The sequence below is a fragment of the Anseongella ginsenosidimutans genome (genome assembly GCF_008033235.1).
In the GTDB taxonomy this organism is placed as follows: Bacteria; Bacteroidota; Bacteroidia; order Sphingobacteriales; family Sphingobacteriaceae; genus Anseongella; species Anseongella ginsenosidimutans.
In genome coordinates, this window is sequence record NZ_CP042432.1 from 3,202,951 (window position 1) to 3,228,242 (window position 25,292).

At 50.9% G+C, this 25,292-nt stretch carries 23 protein-coding genes; 14 read left to right on the top strand and 9 right to left on the bottom strand.

What is annotated here, in order from left to right:
* Positions 1-53 precede the first annotated feature (53 nt).
* Together FRZ59_RS13310 and ribD are read right to left on the bottom strand one after the other, a co-directional pair.
* Complete coding sequence (locus FRZ59_RS13310) at positions 54-1,430, bottom strand: glycoside hydrolase family 140 protein (RefSeq protein ID WP_132128932.1); 1,377 nt, start codon at positions 1,428-1,430, stop codon at positions 54-56.
* A 180-nt stretch (positions 1,431-1,610) separates the two neighbouring features.
* Entirely contained in the window at positions 1,611-2,678 is a 1,068-nt protein-coding gene (gene ribD / locus FRZ59_RS13315; RefSeq protein ID WP_225975063.1) for a bifunctional diaminohydroxyphosphoribosylaminopyrimidine deaminase/5-amino-6-(5-phosphoribosylamino)uracil reductase RibD, read from the bottom strand.
* Positions 2,679-2,710: 32 nt separating this feature from the next.
* On the opposite strand from ribD, the gene prmC reads away from it, so the two are divergent.
* A complete protein-coding gene (gene prmC / locus FRZ59_RS13320) occupies positions 2,711-3,679 on the top strand; it encodes a peptide chain release factor N(5)-glutamine methyltransferase (RefSeq protein ID WP_132128933.1) in 969 nt (322 codons plus the stop codon).
* Between the two features lie 236 nt (positions 3,680-3,915).
* Here prmC and FRZ59_RS13325 read toward each other — a convergent pair whose 3' ends face one another.
* The 4 genes from FRZ59_RS13325 to xerD form a co-directional block, all read right to left on the bottom strand.
* Positions 3,916-5,610 carry a GMC oxidoreductase gene (locus FRZ59_RS13325; protein ID WP_132128934.1) on the bottom strand — a complete coding sequence of 565 codons (1,695 nt, stop codon included), beginning with the start codon at positions 5,608-5,610 and terminating at the stop codon, positions 3,916-3,918.
* 72 nt (positions 5,611-5,682) lie between these two features.
* Positions 5,683-6,252: a gluconate 2-dehydrogenase subunit 3 family protein gene (locus FRZ59_RS13330; RefSeq protein ID WP_132128935.1), complete on the bottom strand. Its 570-nt coding sequence runs from the start codon at positions 6,250-6,252 to the stop codon at positions 5,683-5,685.
* A gap of 159 nt (positions 6,253-6,411) precedes the next feature.
* The gene (aqpZ, locus tag FRZ59_RS13335; RefSeq protein WP_132128936.1) at positions 6,412-7,104 is read right to left on the bottom strand and encodes an aquaporin Z; all 693 of its coding nucleotides are present in this window, start codon (positions 7,102-7,104) and stop codon (positions 6,412-6,414) included.
* Between the two features lie 44 nt (positions 7,105-7,148).
* Complete coding sequence (gene xerD, locus FRZ59_RS13340) at positions 7,149-8,048, bottom strand: site-specific tyrosine recombinase XerD (RefSeq protein ID WP_132128937.1); 900 nt, start codon at positions 8,046-8,048, stop codon at positions 7,149-7,151.
* 43 nt (positions 8,049-8,091) lie between these two features.
* Between xerD and FRZ59_RS13345 the strand changes: the two genes are divergently transcribed.
* The 4 genes from FRZ59_RS13345 (at position 8,092) to FRZ59_RS13360 (ending at position 12,271) form a co-directional block, all read left to right on the top strand.
* On the top strand, positions 8,092-9,384 hold the full coding sequence (locus FRZ59_RS13345; protein WP_207910262.1) for a hypothetical protein: 1,293 nt from the start codon (positions 8,092-8,094) through the stop codon (positions 9,382-9,384).
* Between the two features lie 146 nt (positions 9,385-9,530).
* A complete protein-coding gene (locus tag FRZ59_RS13350) occupies positions 9,531-10,403 on the top strand; it encodes an NmrA family NAD(P)-binding protein (protein ID WP_132128938.1) in 873 nt (290 codons plus the stop codon).
* A 46-nt stretch (positions 10,404-10,449) separates the two neighbouring features.
* Positions 10,450-10,869 (top strand): type II 3-dehydroquinate dehydratase, encoded by a 420-nt coding sequence (gene aroQ / locus FRZ59_RS13355; protein ID WP_132128939.1) that lies wholly within the window; start codon positions 10,450-10,452, stop codon positions 10,867-10,869.
* A 7-nt stretch (positions 10,870-10,876) separates the two neighbouring features.
* Positions 10,877-12,271, top strand: coding sequence for a dipeptidase (locus FRZ59_RS13360; protein WP_132128940.1), 1,395 nt, complete (start codon positions 10,877-10,879; stop codon positions 12,269-12,271).
* Positions 12,272-12,351: 80 nt separating this feature from the next.
* On the opposite strand, the gene FRZ59_RS13365 is transcribed toward FRZ59_RS13360, so the two are convergent.
* From FRZ59_RS13365 to FRZ59_RS13375, 3 genes are all read right to left on the bottom strand, one after another.
* The gene (locus FRZ59_RS13365; RefSeq protein WP_132128941.1) at positions 12,352-13,905 is read right to left on the bottom strand and encodes a sialidase family protein; all 1,554 of its coding nucleotides are present in this window, start codon (positions 13,903-13,905) and stop codon (positions 12,352-12,354) included.
* A 2-nt stretch (positions 13,906-13,907) separates the two neighbouring features.
* Positions 13,908-16,007 carry a TonB-dependent receptor gene (locus tag FRZ59_RS13370; RefSeq protein ID WP_147698339.1) on the bottom strand — a complete coding sequence of 700 codons (2,100 nt, stop codon included), beginning with the start codon at positions 16,005-16,007 and terminating at the stop codon, positions 13,908-13,910.
* Between the two features lie 242 nt (positions 16,008-16,249).
* On the bottom strand, positions 16,250-16,639 hold the full coding sequence (locus FRZ59_RS13375) for a hypothetical protein (protein WP_132128943.1): 390 nt from the start codon (positions 16,637-16,639) through the stop codon (positions 16,250-16,252).
* Between the two features lie 233 nt (positions 16,640-16,872).
* On the opposite strand from FRZ59_RS13375, the gene FRZ59_RS13380 reads away from it, so the two are divergent.
* From FRZ59_RS13380 to FRZ59_RS13415, 9 genes are all read left to right on the top strand, one after another.
* Positions 16,873-19,104 (top strand): TonB-dependent receptor, encoded by a 2,232-nt coding sequence (locus FRZ59_RS13380; RefSeq protein ID WP_132128944.1) that lies wholly within the window; start codon positions 16,873-16,875, stop codon positions 19,102-19,104.
* Between the two features lie 22 nt (positions 19,105-19,126).
* Entirely contained in the window at positions 19,127-19,777 is a 651-nt protein-coding gene (locus FRZ59_RS13385; protein WP_132128945.1) for a hypothetical protein, read from the top strand.
* 26 nt (positions 19,778-19,803) lie between these two features.
* On the top strand, positions 19,804-20,163 hold the full coding sequence (locus FRZ59_RS13390; RefSeq protein ID WP_132128946.1) for a hypothetical protein: 360 nt from the start codon (positions 19,804-19,806) through the stop codon (positions 20,161-20,163).
* A gap of 94 nt (positions 20,164-20,257) precedes the next feature.
* Entirely contained in the window at positions 20,258-20,467 is a 210-nt protein-coding gene (locus FRZ59_RS13395) for a hypothetical protein (RefSeq protein WP_132128947.1), read from the top strand.
* Positions 20,468-20,520: 53 nt separating this feature from the next.
* Positions 20,521-21,048, top strand: coding sequence for a DinB family protein (locus tag FRZ59_RS13400; protein WP_132128948.1), 528 nt, complete (start codon positions 20,521-20,523; stop codon positions 21,046-21,048).
* Between the two features lie 106 nt (positions 21,049-21,154).
* Complete coding sequence (locus tag FRZ59_RS13405; protein ID WP_132128949.1) at positions 21,155-22,165, top strand: sensor histidine kinase; 1,011 nt, start codon at positions 21,155-21,157, stop codon at positions 22,163-22,165.
* A complete protein-coding gene (locus tag FRZ59_RS13410) occupies positions 22,162-22,923 on the top strand; it encodes a LytR/AlgR family response regulator transcription factor (RefSeq protein ID WP_132128950.1) in 762 nt (253 codons plus the stop codon). Before FRZ59_RS13405 ends, FRZ59_RS13410 begins: the two co-directional genes overlap by 4 nt.
* Before the next feature lie 41 nt (positions 22,924-22,964).
* Positions 22,965-23,114, top strand: a complete 150-nt coding sequence (locus tag FRZ59_RS18540; RefSeq protein ID WP_158640633.1) for a hypothetical protein — start codon at positions 22,965-22,967, stop codon at positions 23,112-23,114.
* 56 nt (positions 23,115-23,170) lie between these two features.
* Positions 23,171-25,111: an ABC transporter ATP-binding protein gene (locus tag FRZ59_RS13415; protein WP_132128951.1), complete on the top strand. Its 1,941-nt coding sequence runs from the start codon at positions 23,171-23,173 to the stop codon at positions 25,109-25,111.
* Positions 25,112-25,292: the final 181 nt, after the last annotated feature.

The following is a 25,292-nucleotide window of genomic DNA, read 5'->3' on the forward strand; positions in this document are numbered from 1 at the left end:
ATTATTGCGGCTATTATCAAATTTTTCCTATTCGGGCGTTCATTTGCCGGTGATCATTGCCCGGGGAAATAATGCCCGGCCGCCAGTACCAGCACCCAGTCACTTCCCCTGCCTGCCGAATGAGGTTTGAACTCCTTCGTTTTCCCGTCATTAGTAAAGGAATTGACCGGCCAGTACCGCCCGTCTCGGGGGTTATACCACCGGGCCTCTATATCCGGAGCCTTTAGCCTGGAAAGATCAATATTCAAGGCCTTTCCGTAAGGTGTATATGCCAGCAACACATCTCCTTCCGAAGAAACAGCGGCCACCTGGTGGGCAGGCCCGTCCGGGTTCTCACCCTTTATCGCTGACTGGTCGGGCACCAGGTTCTGCCAGGGAAAGGTTTCAAACAATCGACGCATAAATCCTGCCTGGAACGCTCCCGGGTGGTCCAGCGCAAAGCGCCAGCTGGTGCGTGCGAATGACACAGGCTCCCTGTGGGAATCCAGCATTTGCCAGATATTATGATTCCCGTACGTATGCCCGCAAGCCCCTGAAAGCATGCTCCAATAGCCTGATCTCCTGGAATCAAAAGAATCAAACCAGCCTAGTTCCTCTGGTTTCCAGCCCACGGGATGGTCTTCATAATTCGGCTCAGAATCAAGTACCGGTTTAGTTGGCGATAAATTATAGTTGTGGATCAGGGTCTTATAATTTTGTATATCCCTTGCTCCGTGACCGGATTGGAAAGTATTGAAGGCCAGCCAGTCCTTTTTATGAAACCACTTGGATGATCCTGAGCCCCCCTGGGGATGATAAGTCAGTAATTGCCTGTCCCCGGTTCCTTCCCGGATCCCTTTCGCCATGGCATCCCAGATGGCGATATGTGTTTCATTATCGGGATTCCGATCTCCTCCGAGTATCCAGATGATGGGATCGTTCTTATATCTTTCACCCAGGAATTTCCCGTATATATATGCGTTCTCCGGAGTGAAGACCTCCGGCCCCATGCCCCAGCGTTTTACCACTTTATCACCCCATGTAGGCAACATTCCTATAAAGAGACCAAGTTTCGCGGCTTTGTTTACGATAAAATCAACATGCTTAAAATAAGCTTCATTGGGCCGTGCAGGATCATCTTCTATCAGCGGTATCTCGCCATAAGGATTGGGTGCGTGAAGGCCGTCAAATTCTGCCAGAACGACAGCTTGTATTACAGTGAACCCTTTTTCCGCCCGGTTTTCGAGGTAATAGGCAGCTTCCTGCCGGTTAAGCCGGTGGAATAGTTCCCAGGCCGTATCACCCAGCCAGAAAAAGGGCTTTCCGTTATCGTACTCAAGAAAACGCTCGTTTTCACTTACCCTGAGCTGCTGGGCAGTATTTTTGAGAGGCGTTAAAAATAAACTGCCCAGGAGAAGCAAGGGCAGAAGTGGGGTAATTTTTATTTTCATTTTTTATCCGTTTGGTTCGATAATTCCATTGCCCGGGAAACCCCGTTCCTTAAGCGGCGAAATCTCAATGACTATTGTTGCAGCACTACCGCTCGTGCTTCAGGTTTCCTTTACTGATCAAGAAATCAATGATCATTGTTGCAGTACGGCCCTGGCTGATTTCGTTGCCTACAAACAAGATCATCCGGCGTCCGGCCGCTTCCGCTTATTCCGGTAAATCACCAGCTTGTCAGGGCCCACTTGTTTCTCTTCCACCAGGCTTCCATAAATATGCGGCGCCGGAATTCCTTCGGGAAGGTCTGCTGCGCCGGTGAATATCCTGGCTTCGTCCCATAGGTTGCTTTTAATAAAAGCATCCAGCGTCTTCGCGCCCCCTTCGATTATAAGTGACTGCACATCCATCAGGTATAGCTGGTACAGCGAAAACTGGGGGAAATAAAAATTGAAATTTTCAACTTCCAGGTAATGCACCGCGCCCACTGCATCTGTTTTCACCGCGTTAAAAACAAGGGTTTTTTCCGTCTGGTCAAAGAGTTTCAGGGAAGAAGGGAGCGACAGATCCCGGTCAATGGCGATCCGGAGAGGGTTCCTTCCGCTCCATTCCCTTACCGTCAATTGGGGGTCGTCTGCCAGGGCTGTCCGGTAACCTACCATTACCGCGTCCTCTTCGCTGCGCCAGCGATGTACCAGCTGGCGGGAAAAGGGAGAGGTGATCCAGTAGCGAGCCCCGTCAAGAGGTGCAAAATAGCCGTTTCGCGTTTGAGCCCACTTGAGAATGACATAAGGCCTTCTTTCCGTTTGAAAAGTGACAAATCGCCTGTTCAGCTCAAGGCAGGCGGCCTCTAGAATACCTGTTCTTACCCTGACACCAGCGGCGAGCAATTTTTCAATTCCTTTTCCCGCTACCTTTTCATGAGGGTCAGGGCAGCCGATTACTACTTCCGGAATGCCGTGCCGGATAATCAGGTCCGCACAGGGAGGTGTTTTTCCCTGGTGGGCACAGGGTTCCAGGTTTACATACATGACCGCCTCTTTTAATATTTTTTCCGCATCCGGGTACTTCTCCAGCACCTGGCCAATGGCGTTCACCTCGGCATGCGCTTCACCGTATTTCCGGTGCCAGCCTTCACCAATGATCTGGTTATTATGAAGGATCAGGGCGCCTACGATTGGGTTAGGGCTTACCTGTCCCAGGCCGTTTGCCGCCAGTTGCAGGCAGCGGTTCATGTACATCAGGTCTTCTTCCACCTTGCCAAAATAGTTATTTTTGCACAAAGATTATGAAGGAAAACAGCTTACAGGGGAAGGCAATCAGAGCGCTTGCCCGGGAAATACGGGCCTCTTTACAGACGCTTTACGAGGAACGCGAAGCGGCGGGCCTGGCCTGGATCATCCTGGAAAATATTACCGGAAGCAGGCGGGAGCAGATAATGATCCGCGGGGATGAGCCGCCGGACGCCGGACAGCTGAATGCGATCAGCCAGATCCTGCAGGAACTCATGAAGGGAAAACCGCTGCAATACGTACTGGGTGAAACGGAATTTTACGGGCTGAAATTCAAAGTAACTCCTTCTGTGCTGATCCCCAGGCAGGAAACCGAAGAACTGGTTCAATGGATCCTCCAAACAGAAGCTGCTTCCGGCTCTCCGCTGACAGCCGGAAAAACTAGTGCGGCAACCGCGGTTACGACAATGGGAGGGACGACCCGGATGGCTGGCGAGGCGGCCGGTAAACTTCCGCTAAGCCTCCTCGATGTAGGTACCGGAAGCGGCTGCATTGCTATTGCCTTGAAAAAAAACCTTTCCGGCGCGGAAGCATGGGCCTGTGATATATCGGATAAAGCCCTGAAACTTGCCTCCGAAAACGCCAGCCTGAACGAGGCGGAAATAAGGTTTGAGCATGCAGATATTCTTGACGAACAAACATGGGGACGTTTTCCTTCTTTCGATATCATTGTCAGCAATCCGCCCTACGTGACCGAATCAGAAAAAACAGCGATGGCGGTAAACGTGCTGGACCACGAACCTCATTTGGCCTTATTTGTCGGGAATGACGATCCCTTACGCTTTTACCGGGCTATTGCAAACTTCGCTCTACAGAAACTTCGTCCCGGGGGCTCGCTGTATTTTGAGATCAACGAAGCCTTCGGTCCGCAGACACTTGAATTACTCCGGGAAACCAGTTTTCAGCACATTAGTTTGCAAAAAGACCTCAATGGTAAAGACCGGATGGTACGGGGTTTTAAGTAGTTTATAGTTTAAAGTTTCCAGTTCTTAGTTCTTAGTTTTTAGCTTCCAGTTTTTAGTTTCATTTTTAGCTTATAGTTTTCAATTTATTTGGTTTGTAAATCCCAGGGCTGACAAAGACTGCGCACACCAGGCGCGCAACGAACTATAAACTACGAACTATAAACTATAAACTACGAACTATAAACTATAGACTACGAACTATAAACTATAGACTATAGACCAGACTAAAAAAAGCATTAAAGATTCATCCGTTTCAATTCCTTTACCGCATAATCGGCTGCCCGGGCAGTAAGCGCCATATAGGTGAGGGTAGGGTTCACGCATGAGGCGGACGTCATACAAGCTCCGTCGGTCACGAAAACATTCTTACAGGCGTGAACCTGGTTCCATTCGTTTAATACCGACTCTTTGGGGTTCTTGCCCATACGCGCTGTACCCATTTCGTGAATGGCCATTCCCGGAAAGGAGCCATTGTCATAAGTTCCTACGTTCTTGCAGCCGGCAGCTTCCAGCATTTCCGCAGCATCGTTTGCCATGTCCTTCCGCATTTTTTCTTCGTTCTCCTTGAAACCGCAGTCGAAAGTAACGGTAGGCTGACCCCATTTGTCCAGCTTTTCCCTGTTCAGGGTCATTTTATTCGCCTTATCAGGCAGGCATTCACCGAAGCCTCCCAACCCCATGCTCCATCTGCCGGGAAACGTAAGGCTTTCTTTATAGGAAGCGCCGATTCCTTCTTCGGCGGCCCTGTTCCAGCTGCCACGGCCAGCCCCTCCCTGGTACCCGAACCCGCGCAGGTAATCGCGCTTGTCACCGTTCACGTTCCGGTAACGGGGCACATAAATGCCGTTGGGACGCCTTCCGTAAAAGTATTTATCTTCAAATCCTTCCATCATTCCATACGCGCCGGTACGGAAATGATGGTCCATCAGGTACTGACCCAGTACGCCGCTGTCATTTCCAAGGCCGTCAGGGAAACGATCGGAGGTAGAATTCATCAGCAGCCAAGTACTCCAGATGGCCGATCCGTTCACAAAAATGATTTTTGCGTGATACTCGGTGGTTTCGTTGGTATTGGCATCGATCACGCGAACGCCCGTTGCTTTTCCCTGCTGTTCGTCGTAAATAATAGCGTTTACAATGGAGTCCGTACGAAGCGTCATATTGCCGGTGGCTTCCGCGGCCGGAAGGGTGGCTGCCTGGGAAGCAAAGTACCCGCTGTAGGGGCATCCCCTGCTGCAGAGGTTCCTGTACTGGCAAGGCCCGCGGTTGCCCACACGCTGGGTAAGGTTGGCCACGCGCCCCATGGTCATTACCCTCCCCTTGAAGTTGGATTCTATTCCCTCCTTCACCTTTTTTTCTACACAATTCATTTCCATCGCGGGGAGGAACTGCCCGTCAGGAAGCTGATGCAGGCCCTCTTTCTGACCGCTGATGCCTACGAATTTTTCGACATAATCATACCAGGGCGCAATGTCCTTGTAACGAATGGGCCAGTCGATGGCAATGCCTTCTTTTGCATTCGCTTCGAAGTCCAGGTCGCTCCAGCGATAACTTTGCCGTCCCCACATAATGGACTTTCCGCCTACGATATCCGGCCGGTACCAGTCGAAACGCTGTTCTTCCTGGTAAGGAGATTTCATGTCGTCAAACCAATAGTCTTCATTATGCTCGCTGTAAGGATAATCTCGGCTGAGAAAAGGATGCGATTCGCGCTGCTCTACAGTAAGCCTTCCCCGGTGTTTGAACTCCCAGGGGGCCATGGTGGCTGTTTTATAGCCTTCAATATGTTTCAGCTGGTGTCCGCGCTCCAGCACGAGGGTCTTTAATCCTTTTTCACATAATTCCATCGCAGCCCAGCCGCCACTTGCGCCGGATCCAATGACAATCGCATCGAATGTATTCTGATTTTTAGCTTGCAGGTTAAGATTCATCTTACAATCTGTTTGATTTCGTTCAAGGTTTGTAAAGTGAGAAACTGGCTTGCCAGCTCCGGAGAGGCAGTTCTAGGTCGCCCAGATCTTGTCGCCCTCATTATAGGGGATACAGCCATCGTACCTTCCCGGAACCGGCACGTAGCGAAGCGCCTGCGTAGCCCCTGGTTCCGAAGTAAAATAGCCGGTAATGGTCAGCTCCTTTATCAGGGTAAAATAATGAGGCGGATCTTCGCCTTTTTTATCCTTGTTATAGGCGATCCGTTCCTTGTCGATGATGGTCAGCAGCGTGGTCCTGTTTTCGGCAGATGTTTCCGTAAAGACGTCCCCGAATTCTTCCTTGCTGCGCTTGTTTAATTCGGTGAGTCCGTCCAGTACAAGTTTCTGGTCTTCCTCTTCATAACAATCCTGCAGCATCATGGCAATGAACGGCCCCACACCCGCTTCTTTTGCTCCCGGTGTATCGGTTTCGGGAAGAATCGTTTCCGCCACTTCCGAAAGGAGGTTCAAGGTACCTTCTTCTGTAAAAGACGTGATATTGCCCGGACGCTGGCAGCCTGTCACCACCGCCGCCCAGGTAGAGGCAGTAATCGCACCGCCCAGTAGAAATGCTGTCTGCTTTAATGCTTCTCTGCGATCCATTTGATGTAGGTTTAATTACATTAGGCAAGTTAGTAAATTTTTAACAGGGCCGTCCAAGCCTTACCTAAGAAAAATTATTCAGAATAATTCTTAATAGAAAAGAAAAGCCGTACGAAGGATCCGGCGGATTCCGTACGGCTTTTTCTTATACAGAATTTCTTATTCCTTTTCAAAGCCTTTCCACACCAGCGCGGCAAGAATACCGCCTAGCAGCGGGGCCACGAAAAATAACCACAGCTGGGCAAGCGCCTGACCGCCGGCAAATACGGCGGGGCCCAGGCTGCGCGCCGGGTTGACGGAAGTACCGGTAATGGGAATCGCAACCAGGTGTATGAGTACCAGCGTCAGGCCGATCGCCAGTCCTGCCATGGTTCCGTTGCCCCACTTTGACGTAGTAGCGAAGATCACGAACAGGAACAGGAAGGTCAGCACGGTTTCAGCAATAAAAGCCGACGCGGTACTGTAGCCGGCCAGATATCCTTCTCCCCAGCCATTAGCGCCCAGGGCCCATTCGCCCATGGTAAAGCCCGGCTGGCCCTGTTGAATAAGGTACAGGACGCCGGATGCAATGATGGCGCCGGCAAACTGGGCAAGGATATATCCCAGGGCGTCTCCGCCTTTCAACTTACCCGCTACCAGCATGGAGACGGTAATGGCGGGGTTGATGTGACATCCCGATATCGGCCCGATGGCATAGGCCATGACAACCACCGCCAGACCAAAGGCCAGGGAGATCCCCAGAAGCCCGGCCCCCGCAGGCCCCGTGGTACTGATACCGGACACAACGGCCGCACCGCAGCCAAACAATACCAGGGAAAAAGTCCCGATTAATTCTGCTAGATATTTCTTCATAAATTTAAATAGTTAGTGAAGGACTAAAGCTATTAAAATTTTTTCTAACTTCTAGGATGGTATTCGACAATGATTTGCCGGAGATAATCGCTGTCAAGATGGGTATAGATCTCAGTAGTAGTAATGGATTCATGCCCAAGCATTTCCTGAACGGCCCGCAGATCCGCACCGCCCTCCACCATATGCGAGGCAAAAGAATGCCGGAAGGTATGCGGACTGACCTTTTTTTGAATCCCGGCCTTTGCCGCAAGATCCCGGATGATCATAAATACCATCACCCTGGACAATTTGCTTCCCCGCCTGCTCAGGAAAAGAAAATCCTCATTGCCCGGCTTGATTTTCAGCTGGCTCCGTGTGGCCTCCACGTAAAAACGTATATATTTCAGGGACTCCCCGCTAAGCGGCACCAGCCGTTCCTTATTACCTTTTCCGGTCACTTTAATGAATTCAATATCACGGTAGATCTCGCTGATCTTTAAATGGATCAGCTCCGACACCCTTAAGCCGCTCCCGTAAAGGGTCTCCAGCATCGCCCTGTTGCGGTTACCCTCCGGGGCCGAAAGGTCAATGGCCCCGATCAGGCGCTCGATCTCTTCCAGGTTTAAGGTATCGGGAAGTTTCCGCCACCGCACCGGAGCTTCCAGCAATTCGGAAGGATCCTGCTTTACCAGGTTTTCCTGTAAAAGATACCGGTAAAAAGCCCTGATACCGGAAATGATACGGGCCTGGGAAGCTGCCGTCATTCCCAGTTCATTGATCCAGGCCACAAAGTCTTTTAATTGCTGCAGGTTTACCTGGCCGGGATCCGGGGGCAGCTGGTTAAATTCCAGGAACTGTGCCAGCTTGTCGATATCGCGCAGGTAAGCCTCCACCGAATTGCCCGAAAGCGATCGCTCCAGCCGCAGGTACATTTTAAATCCGTTACGGAAACTTTGCCAGCTCATTTGCCAAATATATTGTATGTTTAGGGAACCTTTATCATCATATATGTTCAAAAATTTTACTTATTGGGCGGTTTTGCCGGCTTTGCTGATTGTTCTTTCTTCTGCCTGTTCCTTGTCGTACCGGAAAGCTCAAAAATCCGGGATCGAGCAGCCCCGTGGAAATTATGATTTGAGCAAAGGAAGAATTAGCCGGAACGTACTTGAAAATTATCTCAGCAGATCCGTTACCATGGCCGAATTCGCTACGGGCGAAGGGTTTTACACGGACGGCCCCTATCCCTACAAGGAAGACGATATCCGGATGCTGAAAAATACCGGCGCCAAATTTATCGGCCGTTCGGTCTATTCCTGGGGCTCCGAACAACGTTTTAATGACCCTTCCTTCTGGAACAAAGCTGCTGACCTGATCGCCCGGATGCATGCCTTCGACAAGGAAATGATCTTCCAGGCCTGCATATTCGAGATCATCACCTTAAAAGTGAATGAAGTAGCTGTTCCCGCATGGGTTTTCAAAGAATTCGGCCTCGCTGCGGAAAAACGGAATTTTGATTATGCTGCCATGCTCAATAAGGAGGGGAAACTTGTCGATCACTGGAGCAAAGGATCGAGCGTCCCCGATATCAGCCGCCTGGAAACCCGGATGTGGGTCTATTTTCTCGCCAGGAACTACCTGGACATCGGTGTGGAAGCCATTCATTTCGGCCAGGTGGAACTGATAGGCATGGAAGATTACAAAACCGGTTTCAGCAGCTGGTGGTCTGTGCTTTCCCGCATAAGAAAGTACGCGCTGGCACACGCGCGGCGCGGCACCGTCCTGTGCGATGCCCATGTTCCCCACGGAGGAATAGAAAAAGACGGAAAGCTGCTTCTGGACTTCCATTCTTTTCCGCTGCGCCCCAAAGCCATCGTTTCCGAGCCACAGCAAACCGAACTGCGACTGGATTACATGGACGTTATCTACAGAAAAAGCAAAGGAGGGATCAGCCCTTCCGGCTGGAAATGCGAAAGCCTTCCATACCTGGTAGAATTCGACAATTACGGCATCAGCCGCCAGCCTGGCGATCCCGGCCAAGAATGGTTCGTATGGGGCTACGACGAAATTAGCTGGTACGCGCTTCAACCGGAAGCCTACCGCAACCAATGGCTGCGCTACGCCTGGAACTGGGTGAGGGAACAAGACCCCAATGGCTTTGTCCAGATGCCGGGCAGCCGCGTCGTCACCGGCGTCCCAGCCGAAAAAGGCCGCCGCTACCGCGCGAACACCAACAGCCCGCACTGCCCGCTGGGCTACGGGCAGGAAAAAGTGATCAAGGAGATTTGGGAAGGGCGAAAGTGAGCGGGAATAATTGCAAAGCCTAAAAGCCCGTCATCTCGGCAAATTTTTTGCTTCCCCTATAGCTATGCTGCCTCGCAAAGCTTCATGAAAATCTACAGGCTGGCAGCTTAAATCCGGGATTGTTCACACAATAAAAGACAAGAATCATGAACATAGTTATTGGCGCCTCCGGGCAAGTCGGTTCGAATATTTTAAAAGAGATCATGCGCCGCGACCTTCCGGTCAGGGCGGTGGTGCGGGATCCGGCTAAGCTTTCGGAAAAGAATGTGGAAACCCGGACAGCGGATTTGTTTAATCTTGAACAGCTCACACAGGCCCTGCAGGGAGGCACCTGTGTTTTTCTATTAACACCCGAAAATCCGGCTTCCAATGATATCATCGGGGAAACAAAGCACGTGGTGGATAATTATAAAAAAGCGATCCAGGATTCAGGAATAAAGAAGGTGATAGGATTATCCTGTGTTGGCGCGCAAATTGAAGACAACACGGGAAATATCTTAATGTCCAGGATGCTGGAAGAGGGAATCAGCGCGCTGGACGTGCAAAAAGTGTTTGTCCGGCCGTCTTATTATTATAGTAACTGGCTTGGATTTTTGGAAACGATGAAGCAATACGGCGTTTTGCCGACCTTCTTTCCCGATAATTTAAAGATTGACATGAACTCTCCGCTGGATGTGGCCGCATGCATTGCCGGTATAATCATCAAGGATGCATTTTCCGAAGACGAAAAAGTAATTGAATTGACGGGCCCTGAGAAATATAATTCGCTTGAAGTGGCGGGAACTTTTTCAAAGCTGCTAAACAAAAACATAGAAGCTCAACCTATTCCAAAGGAGAAATGGAACGAAACGCTAAAATCAGCAGGGTTTACCGAAAACACGGCGGCAAACCTTTCGGATATGACGCGGGCGGTGATTGATCATATTGCAGTGCTGGAAAACCCAAATAAAGCTGTAAAATTGCCCTCGGACTTGCATCAGTACCTAAAGGATCAGCTGAAGAACGGGGAACCAATTTAACCGCATCTTAATTCCCTCGACTCTCAAAATTTACTAGATTTGGCTTATGAAGATACAGATCATCAACGGGCCAAACCTGAATCTTTTAGGCACCAGGGAGCCTTCTATTTACGGGAGCCGCTCTTTTGCGGAATTATTGGAAGAATTAAGAAGCCGCTACGCGCAGGTGGAAATTGATTATTACCAGAATAATTCGGAAGGGGCTATCGTGGATAAACTGCAGGAGGTGGGCTTCGATTATGATGGGGTTATCCTGAATGCCGGGGCCTATACGCATACATCGGTAGCTATTGCCGATGCGATCTCGGCCATTAGAACGCCGGTGGTAGAAGTGCATATTTCCAATGTCTATGGGCGCGAAGCATTCAGGCATCACTCATACCTGGCAAAGAATTGCAAGGGAGTGATTTGCGGCTTCGGAACGGATTCCTACCGGTTGGCGATAGAGAGTTTTCTAAACCAGTAAATAGTATATGGAAAAGATCAAAACTTATATAGAAAAAAACCGGGAGCGGTTCCTGGATGAATTATTCGAAATGCTTAAAATGCCTTCTGTGAGCGCGGACCCGGCGCAGAAGGACAACATCCGGAAAACAGCCGAATATGTCCGGGAAAAGCTGGAAGAGGCGGGAGCCGATACGGCCGAACTTTGCGAAACCGAAGGATACCCGGTGGTGTATGCGGAAAAAATAATTGACAGCAAGCTGCCCACGGTACTGGTGTACGGGCATTATGATGTACAGCCGCCGGACCCGCTGGACTTATGGGAAACGCCGCCCTTTGAGCCGGTGATCAAAAAGACGGCGGAACATCCTGAAGGGGCGATTTTTGCCCGGGGATCCTGCGATGACAAAGGTCAGTTGTATATGCATGTGAAAGCCTTTGAGCTGATGATGAACACCGGCTCACTGCCCTGCAATATTAAATTTATGATAGAAGGGGAGGAGGAAGTCGGATCTGAACACCTGGAATCCTTCGTGAAGGCCAACCGGGAGCGGTTAAGCGCGGATGTGGTGCTGATCTCGGATACGGCCATGATCAGCATGGAACATCCAAGTATAGAAACCGGCCTGCGGGGCATGGCGTACATGGAAGTGGAAGTAAGGGGGCCTAACCGCGATCTGCATAGCGGGGTGTACGGCGGGGCCGTCGCCAATCCGGTTAATATTCTCTGCCGCATGATCGCTTCCCTGCACGATGAGAATAACCGGATCGCCATTCCTGGTTTTTATGAGGACGTCGCGGAACTGAGTGCGGCAGAACGGCAAGAACTGAACAAGGCGCCCTTTGATGAAGCGGCTTACAGGAAAGACCTGGATATCAAAGCCGTTTGGGGTGAAAAAGGCTATACCAGTATTGAACGCACCGGCATCCGGCCTACGCTGGATGTGAACGGCATCTGGGGCGGGTATACGGGCGAAGGAGCCAAGACGGTGCTTCCTTCCAGGGCACACGCCAAAATCTCCATGCGGCTGGTGCCAAACCAGCAATCAAAGAAGATCGAAAAATTATTCCAGGAACACTTTGAAAAAATTGCTCCGGAGGGCGTCCGGGTAACGGTAAAGGCGCTCCATGGGGGCGAAGCAGTGGTAACGCCTACCGACTCCCTGGCCTACAAAGCAGCCAGCAAGGCATTGGAAGAAGCATTCGGGAAGCAACCGATTCCTACACGGGGAGGAGGAAGCATTCCTATCGTGGCGCTTTTTGAAAAGGAGCTGGACGTAAAAACCGTCCTGCTGGGTTTTGGCCTGGACAGCGACAACCTGCATTCCCCCAATGAAAAGTACGGCTTATTCAACTTCTACAAAGGCATAGAAACCATCCCGCTTTTCTACAAACATTATGCGGAAATGAGCAAAGAAGCTTAGTCCTGTGTTAAGCGTGAAATGCCGCTCCAGGCCCCGGCCATTTTTGCCCCGGGGCTGCTTATACCACGCTTGACCGGGCGCTAACGCGGCACCTCTATAAAACTGTACCGTATTCCCGGAAGCCCATTTTCTTCTTCTACCCAGGCTAGTAGCAGCTTTCCGGGCGCGAAACTGATCAGCACGGGATGATGAGCCGGGTTCTTCCCATCGGTTAAATGAATGATTTCTGTATTTGCATCCGGCGCGGTCAGTTGGAGGACAATTGTTGAAACCGCTGCGGAAGCATGATTCCCATGACCCGGGTGTGTGCTGCCAGCCGCCTGCGGGCTGTGAGCTGCGTGTCCGCCGTGCGCTGCTTGTTTACGATGATCGGCGGAAGCCGGTTCTCCTGGTTTGCTGCCTTTCGTTTCCCTGGCTGTTCCTGTTGTACTGGAAATTACTTCATCCCAGGCAATGGCTGTTCCTCCGCCCGGAAGACTGATTAGCTGGGGATGCCTTGCTTCCGTACTCAATAATCTTCTCTGGCTGAAAGAATGATCCTTGCCTCCGGTATGGGCCAGGGCAGCCTGGTAGACGCCGGCCGATGCATTTGCCAAGCTGCTGCCGGCGTTTTCCCGGGCAGTTCTTCCGGCACCAACGCGCCTGTTCCCTCCGGCGGTTCCCTTACCCGCCGTGAACCATACCGCGCGGACGCCGGCGGCATTTACCGCCAGGGAAGGGCCGGAGTGAGGGCAGCCTTCCACTTCCCAATTGTCGGCGCTGATGCGGATGGGTGGAAGGAAAGTACGGCCCCGATCTCTGGAACAGGAATAAACCATGTCCCGGACTTGCCTGCCCATGCGGGCGGGCGGGTAAAGGATATCGCGATAAGCAAGATGAATAACGCCTGCAGAATCGACCAATATATCTGTCCGGCAGCACTCACAGGTGCTTGGGCCAATCATCTTATCCGGGCCGAAGCCTCCGCCCGGCACGGTACGGGAGAAAAAGAGCGCGGAACCAGTATCTGCTTCGCCGAAGCGCCCGTCCAGCCAGACGGCACCGGCTTCTCCGTCAGGAAGAATAGCGACGTCAAAGAAGCCCCGGCCGTACTGATGCGAGGTGTCGGAGTGCAGGTATCGGGGTTCAGACCAGGTAGTTCCCCGGTCCCTTGAAACGCTGTACTGGATAGCGCCTGCGAAACGGTTCTCAGGATCGTCAAAACGTTTGCCAAACAAGGCCAGCACGGTGCCGTCTTGCTTAAAGGCCACTTTATTCGCACTTTCCGCGCTGGTTTTAGTTCCCCGGGAAGGGCCAACCGCTATGGCCGGCCCGAATTTGGCTTGGGAGGTATCGAACACCGCGTATTTCAGGATATATTGCCCGCTGCCCTGCTGCTTTTCGGTCCAGCAAAGAACGGGGTTTCCCAGGTGATCCCTGCTAAAGTAGGGATCGGTGGCTTCCGTTCCGGCTGGTGTCAGGGCATGAGCCGCCAGCTTACCGGAGGACGCTTCCAGGGGCCCGCGTGAAGATTGCTGCCCGCAAGCCTGCAGGATCAAAAGAAGGAGCATATACTGAGGGAAGAACACATACCGCGAAAGCTTCAAACGCGGGTATAAACAAAAGAAGCTATTGTTATTGATTGAAGTAAGCATACTCAAAATTTAATTGTCGTTCTTATTAAACCGGTAACCCAACCCGATACTGACCGCCCGGGGGCGCCGGCCGAATAGCGTTTTCCGTAAGCGGATTTGGCGGCATGAGTGGCGTATAATTCATCGGTAAGGTTCATAATATGGATCCAGGCGGCTATTCCCCGGATGTTCGCCCCGATCCTAAAGTTCATCACATCAAAACCGCCGTACTTTTCCGTATTGGCTGCATCCAGGTAATAATTGCCCATGTGCTGCCATTCCAGGGCTATATGCAGGCTTTTAAGAAATCCAGGGTGCCAGCTCACCTCGCTGTTAGAAAGCCAGCGCGGGGCGGCATCCATTTCCTTGCCGTCGTAACGGAGGTCTTCTTCGGAATATCTTACATAAGAATGCCGGGCAAACGTTCCGCCGAACCGGAATTTTATGCCGGCAGGCAGACGGTAATTAAGGGTGTATTCCAAGCCTTGGTGAAGGGTTTTCCCGGCGTTACGATTTTCGGTAGTACCTTCCTCGCTCAGGATGCTGATGATTTCATTGCTGCCTTCCAGGCGGTACAAGCTTATCTCTGCATTTCCTCCCGGAAAAGCCAGCCAGCCTCCCAGTTCATAGTTCCGGTAAACCGAAGGTTCCAGCACAGGCACTTTTACGCCCCGGTAAAGTTCGGTAACCTGCGGCGGCACAAAGCCTGTGCTGAAATTAGCGTAAAGCCCGCGTCCCCGGCCAAGATCATAGGTCAGTCCCAGCTTAGGGCTGAGATTACTGAACCGGTCCCGGGAATCGGGAGCCCCCGAGAACGCTCCGGGAGGCAGGGAATTCACATAATTATAAGAGAATCCATCATATCGAATGGTCGCTACTATTTTCAGGCGTTCAAGCGGGCTGGCTTCCCATTGCGCGAACAGGGCCGTATTAAGCATACCTACCCGGTAATCGGTGAGCATGGAATCGGCGGTTTCGTATCCAATATACCTTCCTGACTCGTTTCGGCGTATGCGGATGTATTCGGCCAGGTAATGCACCGGGCTGTCATCCAGGCTGAAGCCTCCCGTTATGCGGGAGTTCCAGAAGTCCAGCGGCATTGTATGCTGGAAAATGCCGCCGTAACTTTGAAAAGTATTTTCGTTGATCTCGCCGCTGGCGCTGAGCGGATCGTTACGGTTATCTCTTACCCGGTAAGAAGGGTTCTGGCCCACCAGGTTATTTCTATATAAAAGAGTAAAACTGCTTTGCTGCCCGCGAGCCCATCTTTTATCGTACGTGCTTCTTATCCGGAAAGCATTTACTTCCCGGTACGTAAAACTGTGCTGACTGGGGTAGTTCCGGCTAAAAAACTGCCCGCTGTCTATCGCTCCGGTCATATCGGCCATATAATTCACCAGCGTGGCAGTAGTAGTAAGCTTGCTTCCGGCCGAAATTTGCACATCGCTGCGGAGGCTCAGCGCCAGTTTATCAAAGTCGCTGTGTTCCTGCAGCCCGTGACGGCGGAAAGCATAATAACCGTTTACCTGCAGCCCCTGGCGCCCCTTTCCGAAGGTACCGCCGGCTTCCAGGTCCATTCTTTTATAGCCCAGGTTATCACCGCGCATCGAGAAATACATTTCCGGGCGGACAGGCGCTTTTCCGCTGAGGAAATTAATGGATCCGCCGATGGCTTCACTGCCATAAATAGCGGAAGAGGGCCCTTTCACGACTTCAATACGTTCAAGGGCCGCCATGTTCATTTCTATCAGCGCATTATGATTGAATATGCCGGCCGGGCGCACCGGGATGCCGTCCTCAAGATACAGGAACAGGCTTTTATAGGAAAGTGGCTGACGGATACTCATACTATGCTGCTCATTTCCCAGGTTAACCATGAAAACGCCGCTGGCCTTATTCAATACCTGGTCCAGCGTGGAGGCGCGCGTTTCAGAAAGCTCCTGTGAAGTTAACTGGGTGATAGCTACAGGAGCTTCCGATCTTTTTTTACGTAAATGGCCGGCGGTGACAACCACGCCCTGGAGCGTATCAACAATTTCCGCCCGTTCCGGAGTTTGTGCCTGTACCTGTACGCACAAACTGGCGCAGAGCAAAAACACCGGCAAGAGATAATATCCTGACATTAAAGTTTATACTTAAAGTAGCATACGAAGATTCATCCCGTCGCGTTGCGCGGCATTCGTCGATTGCTACGGGCACCGTGATTGCTGCAGACATCGTGATTGCTGCTGGCATCATTAATTTTTGCGGAGTTCGTTGATCGCTGCCGCTGACGGAGCTGACGGAATGGATTAATAATAAAAGGAGCGGCCATTGGATTGCATAGGGGAATACCCCGGAAGGTATGCGAACCCGGAAAAGCCGTCTATGTAAGAAAAACTTGTTTAGGCGGGTGGAAGACGGAAGAAGGCGAAAAGAAACCATCTCCTTTATAAGCAGCCGGCGCCATCAGCTTTTCCCTTAATGGAAGCAGGGTAGGCCTTTTTACCAGGTGGCTGCAATGCTGCCAGATGGATTCTTTTTTTGACGCGGGTTTTTCGGTTCCCTGGCTGTCCTGCTGTGCCAGCTTTAATTTCTTCATCAGGTAGCACTGGCCGTCACAGCCGCTTTCCGGCACATCACGATTCACGCAAAGTTCGGCAGCTATGTATTCCCGGTTCAGGTTAAAACCCATAAATACCAGGGGCACAGCGAACGACTGCAGCGTCACAGCTGCTATGGATAGATATAGCCATATGGTTTGGGTAAACCGCATTTTCAGCGGTAAAAATACAGCAGAAAAAGAGTCTTTAAAAATTATTTTTTTTATTACCTGTCTGTTAACCGCAGCCCTGGCTTCCTTTTCCGAAGGTACCGCCCCCGGCGCCCGTCCGGTGGCCAGCCTTCCATAAACGCTTCTTGGTAATTTTCTTCGGCTTCGTTGCTGCCGGCTTCCGCTTCGCTGTGTTTCGTTTGACAGGCCTTTCCCTCCGCGGTTACTTTGTTTTCATGAAACGGTTGAAAATTATCTTAAGCGGCCTGCTGATGGTACTCAGTAGCCAGGTCCTGGGGCAAATAAGCATCTCGGGCACAGTAAAGGAAAGAAACGGAAAGCCCCTGGCGGGCGCTTCGGTTTACCTGACGGGCACACTTACCGGGGCTACCAGCGACGAAGAAGGCCGTTTCCGTTTTGAAGTAACTGAAAAAGGAATACAGACTCTGGCGGCTTCCTTCCTTGGCTTCCTGCCATTTGAAAAGGAAGTAACGCTGGATGGCAAAGATATCACGCTGGATATCGTCCTGCAGCCTGATCCCTCCACAATGGACCCCGTGGTTGTTTCCGCCGGCAGTTTTGAGGCCAGCGATAAAGCAAAGGGCGCCTCGCTGACACCCATAGACGCGATGACCGTAGCGGGTACCGGCGGCGATATTGCCAATGGGTTGCGGGCCTTGCCCGGCGCCCAGCAAATAGGAGAGGCTGCGGGGCTTTTTGTCCGCGGCGGAACGGGGGCGGAAACCCGGCAATTTGTTGATGGTACGCTGTTGAGGAACCCAAATTATTCTGAAGTTCCGGGACTGATGCAGCCCGCCAGGCTCCCGCCTTTCTTATTCAAGGGCATATTGTTCAGTTCCGGCGGGTATTCGGCCCTTTACGGGCAGGCAATGAGCAGCGCCCTTATCCTGGAAAGCGTGGACCTGCCGGAAACTTCATCTGCGAGCTTCAGCGCATTCGCGCCGGGGCATTTGTCCGGCGGTTTTCAAAAGCTGGCTCCCGGGAAAAAGAGCAGTTACGGCATCAGCGGCCATTATAGCAATCTTTCGCCCTATAACGAGATTGTTCCGCAGAAGCCCGATTTTTTCATGGGACCGGAATACCTGGGCGTGGACCTTAATTACCGGGTAAAAACAAGCGAAACCGGTATGTTCAAGGTGTACGGCAACTGGGGAAGCAGCAATATCGGGATGAATAATACGGATATTGACAGCCTTCCCCTTGTTTCCCGCTTCGGGCTGATGAACAGGAACGCTTATCTGAACCTCGATTACCGGGAATACCTGGGTGAAAACTGGAAGATTGACGCCGCAGCGGCCTTCAGTTATAATAAAGACGATATTGCCACGAAACTGCTGGACAGCAATAGCGAAATGCTTGAGCTTCCCCGCGAACCCTTCAGGTCCAAGAACAGCCACCGGATAGCCCGTTCCCGTTTCGGCCAGGGAAGGATGGTCGTTACCCGGCAGCTCCCCCGTAACCAGGCCGTCCGGTTTGGAGCGGAACAGTTCTATTTCAGGGACCGCTTCAATTATAATGATTCTCTGACCACCTTAACCGATCATTTCACAGCGGCTTTTGCGGAAGGGGACGTTTATATTACCGACCGCATTGCGGCGAAACTCGGCCTTCGTTTCGAATATTCTTCCCTGCTGAAAAAGGCCGCGGTAGCGCCCCGGCTGGGCCTGGCCTACCGGATCAAAGACGGGCAGCAGGTGAATCTTGCCTACGGCTTGTTTTTCCAGAAGCCTGAAAACGAGTTCCTGATCCGTAACCGGGCGCTTAATTATGCGAATGCCGCCCACTATATCATCAATTATACACGCAAGGAAGGTAACAGGTTCCTTCGGCTGGAAGCCTATTACAAACAATACCGCAACCTGGTGACTACCGGTCCGGCGGCAGGCAACGACGGAAAAGGCTACGCAAGGGGAGCAGAACTTTTCTGGAGGGATAAGAAAACCTTTCCAAACCTGGACTACTGGCTCACCTATACTTACCTGGATACAAAAAGGGAATTCAGGAATTATCCTTCTTCACTCCGGCCTTCCTTTTCGGCGCCGCATACGGCCACGCTGGCGATTAAGAAGTTCTTTCCGGGCATCAGCACCAATGTGAACGTCTCCTATTCCTTCGCTTCCGGAAGGCCCTATTACGATATCCGGAAACAGGACAACGGCACGTTCCGGGTATTCGACCAGGGTACTACCAAGCCTTATAACGTTGTGAACCTGCATATTGCCTACCTCACTTCCTTCTTTAAAAATTGGAAGCAGCCGGATTTCTCGGGCATTGCCCTGGGCGCCAATAATATCCTGGGTACTCCGCAGGTCTTTGGGTACAACTACAGCTATAACGGTGTACACAAAACGCCTGTCACCCTGCCCGCCCCGCGAAGTTTCTTTATTGGCGTGTTCATGAGCTTCGGGGTGGACAGAACCGATGATTTTATGAATGAAAATCTTTAATCCACACATAAAACAAACAAAAATGAAAAAGTTAATGATGCTTCTGATGGGAACGCTGCTTTTGATTCCTTTTGCCAGGGCGCAGCAAAGCGTTCCTGAAAAGCTGCAGGCAGGCGTAACCGCGCTGGACAATGCGAGCCAGCCAGCTGATTATCACCGGCTGGAAACCTATTTTGTCCGGCTTGGCGAAACCGATCCGGTTAACTGGCTGCCCTGGTACTATGCGGCGTTCTGCAATGCACAGATCGGGTTTATTTATGAAAAAGACGGAGAACGCATAGAACCCTTCAGCAATCGGGGCGAGCAACAGATTAAAAAGGCGCTTTCCCTCCTGGATACCGCCCGGCAGAAAGCGGAGCTGGCCGAAGTATATGTAGTGATGAACAGGATCTATCAAAGCAAGGTCTTCATCAACCCTATGACTTACGGGCCAAAATACGGGCCGCTTGCGCATCAGTACCTAAAGCTGGCACAGCAACTCAGCCCCGAAAACCCGCGGGTTATTTTCCTGGATGCCTGGATGAAGTATAACGCCCCAAAAATGTACGGCGGCGACAAGGAAAAAGCCAGAGAACTGGCGGCCCTGGCCCTGGAAAAACTGTCTGCTTCCGCAGCCAGGGGAAACGCTCCTCACTGGGGCGAGCGTGAATGCCGGGAAATACTAAACAGATAGATTATTCACACATAAAATTAATTATCATGAGTTTTGCATTGATCATTTTCATACGGGTACTGTTTGTGGCCTGTATGGTATTCATTATCGGACACATTTTCGGATCGTTCGGAAAAAGGCCGGTATTAAAGACGATATCCCGGGTGGCCGCGATTTTGGTGATTATCCTGTTTATCGGAATGAACATCCTGTTTGTCCGGGCGGCGATCGGCGGCCGCTGGCATCATGGCCCCTGGCAGGAAGGGGGCGGGCGGCACGCTTATAACCATTGGCAGAAGGAATGCCCCGCACAGGATTCCGCCGGCCATGGCAGCACGCGCGTCCCGGCGCCTGCCGGGCATGATAGCAAGCCTTTACCGGCATCTCCCGGAGACAGCGTGCGGTAGTATTGCGATCACCAGGCGATTCGAATGAAGAACTTTGGCGGTTAGCAGCCGCCAAAGCTTTATACAATGAAATTCACATGAACGCAACAATAACATGAAAGCAGTGACAGAAAGAAAGATCCTCCGCTGGGTACACATTATCCTGAGCATTCCCATACTGGGTGCGGTTTATGGCCAGATTCCCACTGAAGAAGGACTGAATGCTGTGCGATTTGTGTTTTTACCGCTGGTAGCCCTTTCCGGCCTCTGGATGTGGAAGGGGCATTGGTTAAAGAAACGGCTCCGGAAAAAGAATTATCTTTGAGCAAGGCGGAAGGTCCGCGCCCTCTTCCTTGGTTATTAACAGGTAAAAACAGTATGAAAAAATCAGCTATTCAAATCGATCCAGGTTATTTCAGCAGGTACATTAACGTCGCCGGCGATGGCGAATTATACGAAGAACTGGACAAAAGTCTCCGGGTCCTGGACGAATTGGATATAAAAGCGCTGGAAAGGGTAGGAGATCAGGTCTATGCACCGGGCAAATGGTCCCTGAAAACCATTTTCCAGCACATGATCGATACAGAGCGCATATTCCAGTACCGCGCATTGCGTTTCGCCAGGAATGACCTGACTCCCTTACATGGTTTTGAACAGGATGATTACGCAAAGCAGGCCGGGGAAGAAGGAAAGGATTTGGCAGGCCTGCTTGAAGAACTAAAAATTGTCAGAAGAGCCGGCATCCTTTTATTCCGGGGCCTTTCTTCGGAAGCTTTGCAACGCGCAGGAATTGCAAGCGGCAATGAACTATCGGTGTTGGCTATCGGTTTCCTGATCGTGGGGCATCAGATCCATCATCTGAATATCATCCGGTCAAAATACCTGCCCCTTGGAGGCCGTGATTAAACTTGCTTTGCACATGTTCAGCACTTTGCGCTTGCATCAGCAGGTGCCGCATTGATTACCCGGCTCCCGGAGTTCAAAGCCGGGTAAAGATGAAAAAACAGCAAAAATGAGCCTTGTCAGCAATAAATACTTTCATCGCATTTTCATTACCCTGTTTGTTGTCGTCGTGGCATGGGTGACAAGGCACATTATGTCCCCGGATACGCCCCTGGTAGGCCATATCTTCAGCTCGGTGATGCTCATCCTGCTGGTACAGGTAGCCTGGGGCATTTATTCCTGGCAACAGCGATTGTTAAATAAATATTTGCCGTTTTCCCACAAGTTATACCTGCGCATCGCGGTTCAGATAGGGCTGGGTATCGTGGTCATTATGATCATCTACTATCCTTTTTTCATTGCGCTCCGGCATTTTCAGCCTTTTCCCTTTACCAGCGTGACCAAAGCAATCATGTTATTGTCGCTGGTCGTGCTTTCCATTGCCATTAACATGACCTTTATCAGCGCCCATTTTATTGAACGGTGGAAAGAAGGGATCAGGCGCACGGGAGAGCTGGAAAAAGAAAAATTGCGCATGCAATATCATCACCTGAAAAACCAGGTAGACCCGCATTTCTTATTCAATACCCTTACTTCACTGGACAGCCTGGTAAAGTCCGATCCCGACCTCGCTTCACGCTTTATCAATCATTTGTCCAGGATATACCGTTATGTGCTGCAGCATAAGGAAAATGAAGTCGTTAACCTGGAAACCGAACTGGAGTTTATCCATCATTACTGCGCGCTTCAGCAAATCCGCTTTGACCGTGCTTTCCAGGTGGAATTCCGGATCAGCGATGCAGCGAAAGAAAAAGGAATAGTGATGATCACCCTGCAAATGTTGATCGATAACGCGATCAAGCATAATGAAGTGCATGAACAGCATCCGCTGCACATCCGGATTTATGACAAAGATGATTTCCTGTATGTCGAAAACAATAAGCAGGCCCGGGAGCTGGTGCAGCATTCCAGCAAGCAGGGATTAAAACAATTGGTTCAGTTATATTCCTTTCTCACCGGAAAGCCTGTGGAATTGCAGGAAAGCCCAGGTATTTTCCAGGTAAAACTTCCGCTTTTATGAAAGTTTTAGTTATTGAAGACGAGCGGCTTGTAGCCGATCATTTAATCAGGTTGTTGAAATACCTGGAGCCAGGCTGGGAAATTTCCGGGCCCCTGGCCAGCCTGCGGGAAGCGCGGAAATGGCTGAGCCAATACCCGCTGCCTGACCTTATACTGGCCGACATACAATTATCCGATGGGATAAGCCTTGACCTTTTTACGTTTATGCAGCCTGCCTGTCCCGTTATCTTTACAACCGCGTTTGATGAATATGCTATCCGCGCGTTCAAGATCAACAGCATCGATTACCTGCTTAAACCTGTGGATGCGAAGGAGCTGGAAGCCGCGCTTCGGAAATTCAGCCTGCTGCAGGAAAAATACCGGAATAACGCATACCTGGAAAAACTAATGGATTTTATAGGCAGGGATAAGCAGGAGCCGGCCTGCAAAGAAAATTTTGTGGTACAGCAAGGCCGCGCGGTTTATATGATCCCTGTTAAGCAGATCGCTTTTTTTACCAGGGAAGAACTGATTTACCTGGCAGAAGGAGAGGGGCACCGCTGGATCACTGACTTTCGTTCCCTGGACGAAATAGAAGAATTGACCAGCCCCGGGCATTTTTTCCGCGCCAACAGGCAATTCCTTGTACACCGTAAATTTATTAAAGGCTTTAAATCGGATGACACAGGAAAGCTCCACCTGGTCCTGAACATGAATAGATGCCCGGAAATCACGATCAGCAAAGAAAAAGCCGCAGCGTTCCGCCAATGGTTCGTGTGATTGGCAGGGTTTTTATTAACTTTAATATAAATGATCCAGAAATGAAAACAGCTATTAAAAACATCCTGTTCCCTGTACTTAGCGCCGTATTGCTGATCGTAGTAGAAAAAGTAGTTGAAAAACTGCTGGAAGACACCGGAAAGGGGAAAGCGGAACCTCCCGGACCGGGAGCAAGCGCCGTTAACCCTTAGAATCCGGGGTGATTGCAAAGGAATTATGCTACCTTTGCAGGTCAAAAGGGCAATTTATGAGCATTTATCTCTCGGCGGAGCAACTTTCCAAATCTTACCATGACCATTGGCTATTCAAAGACCTGAGCCTGGGTATTTCGCAAGGCGATAAACTGGCGCTGGTAGGAGAGAACGGAGCCGGGAAATCTACCTTATTAAAAATATTATGCGGCCAGGAAAGTCCTGATAACGGAAGCGTGAGCATACGGGAGGGGATAAGGATCGGGTACCTTCGCCAACAGCCGCATGTCGACGAAAATACGACCCTGGACGCTATACTTTTCCCCACCGACAACGAAGTGGCCACCGTTGTAAAGGAATATGAAAAAGCCGTAAAAGATCCGCATGTTTCTGCCGGACGAATGCAGGCTCTTCAGGATAAAATGGAGGAATTCCACGCCTGGGATTATGAAGCCAGGGTAGAAGAGATCACCCGGCGGCTGGGTATCCCTGATCTTGGTCAAGCCTTCGGTACCTTATCCGGCGGAGAACGGAAGCGCATATTCCTGGCGCAGATGCTGCTGACCGATCCGGACCTCATTCTGCTCGACGAACCTACCAACCACCTGGACCTGCAAGCCATTGAATGGCTGGAAAATTACCTGTCTGGGAAACAGATCACGCTGATCATGGTAACGCATGACCGTTATTTCCTGGACAAGGTCGCTACGGAGATCCTGGAACTGGACCGGGGTAAATTGTACCGGTATAAAGGCAATTACGCTTATTTCCTGGAAAAGAAAAGCGCCAGGGAAGAAATACAACAAACAGAAGTAGACCGCGCCCGCAACCTCCTGCGAAAGGAGCTGGAATGGATGCGGAGACAGCCCAAAGCCAGGGGTACCAAATCCAAAAGCAGGATCGAAGCGTTCCACGAGCTGAAAGAAAAGGCTTCCCAGTCCTTTAAAAAAGATAAATTAGCGCTGGACATGCGGGAAACCCGCCAGGGCGGAAAAATCCTGGAATGCAGGCAGATTTCAAAGAGTTTCGGCAGCCGGCCGATAGTCAGCGATTTTTCGTACATATTTAAAAAGCAGGACCGCATTGGGATCGTAGGGAAAAACGGGATGGGAAAATCCACTTTCCTGAACCTGCTTACAGGCCGATTATCTCCGGACAAGGGGGAAGCAAACCCGGGCCTTACCACTCAGTTCGGATATTTTACCCAGGAAGCCGAGGATCTTAACCTGCAAGGACGGGTGATTGAAGAAGTAACCGCAATAGCCGAATTTATCACCTTATCGGACGGCTCCCAGGTATCGGCGTCCAGGTTCCTGGAAATGTTCCTGTTTCCGCGGGAAAAACAATACACCTTCGTAAACAGGCTCAGCGGGGGCGAACGAAAAAGGCTTCAGCTGCTTAAAGTATTGGTTAAACAGCCTAATTTCCTGATCCTTGACGAACCCACGAACGACTTTGATATAGCCGCCCTGAATGTGCTGGAAGACTTCCTCGAAAAATTCAACGGCTGCCTGATGCTTGTATCCCACGACCGTTATTTTATGGACCACCTGGTAGATCAGCTCTTTGTATTTGAAGGAGAAGGCCATATCCGCGTCTTTAACGGAAATTACAGCGCGTACCGGGCTGAACAGGAAGAAATCCAGGAAGAAAAGCTAAAACAAATTCAGGAGGAAAAGCGAAAACAAGCGCAGGCCGTGAAAGTGAACCCCAGGCTGGCGGAAGTACAGGCCGGGAGTTCCGCAGGCCAGCCACCGGCAACACCTCCAAAGAAAGTATCCTACAAGGAAAAAAAGGAGTACGAAGGCCTGCAGGCGATTATCGATCGCCTGGAAGCGGAAAAGAAAGAATTAATAACCCGGATGGAAGCCGGCAACCTGGATTACGCAGAACTACAGGAATGCGGGGAAAAGATCGCTCAATTAAACGAGGAAATCGACGAAAAAACCTTCCGGTGGCTGGAACTGGATGAACTTATCAGCAATTTTCCGGTATAGGCAGGTGTTACAGCGGGCGATGCATTTTGAACGGACTTCGGAAGCTTCGAATAAAATGTATTTGCAAAGGAATGTCCTCCAAATCATGGCAATTTCGGTATATAATTAATATTATGTTAAGTACACTATTCCGCCCGGCGAAAAGAGCCTCCTCTTCGTCCCCCGGAAAGGAAACAGTGAT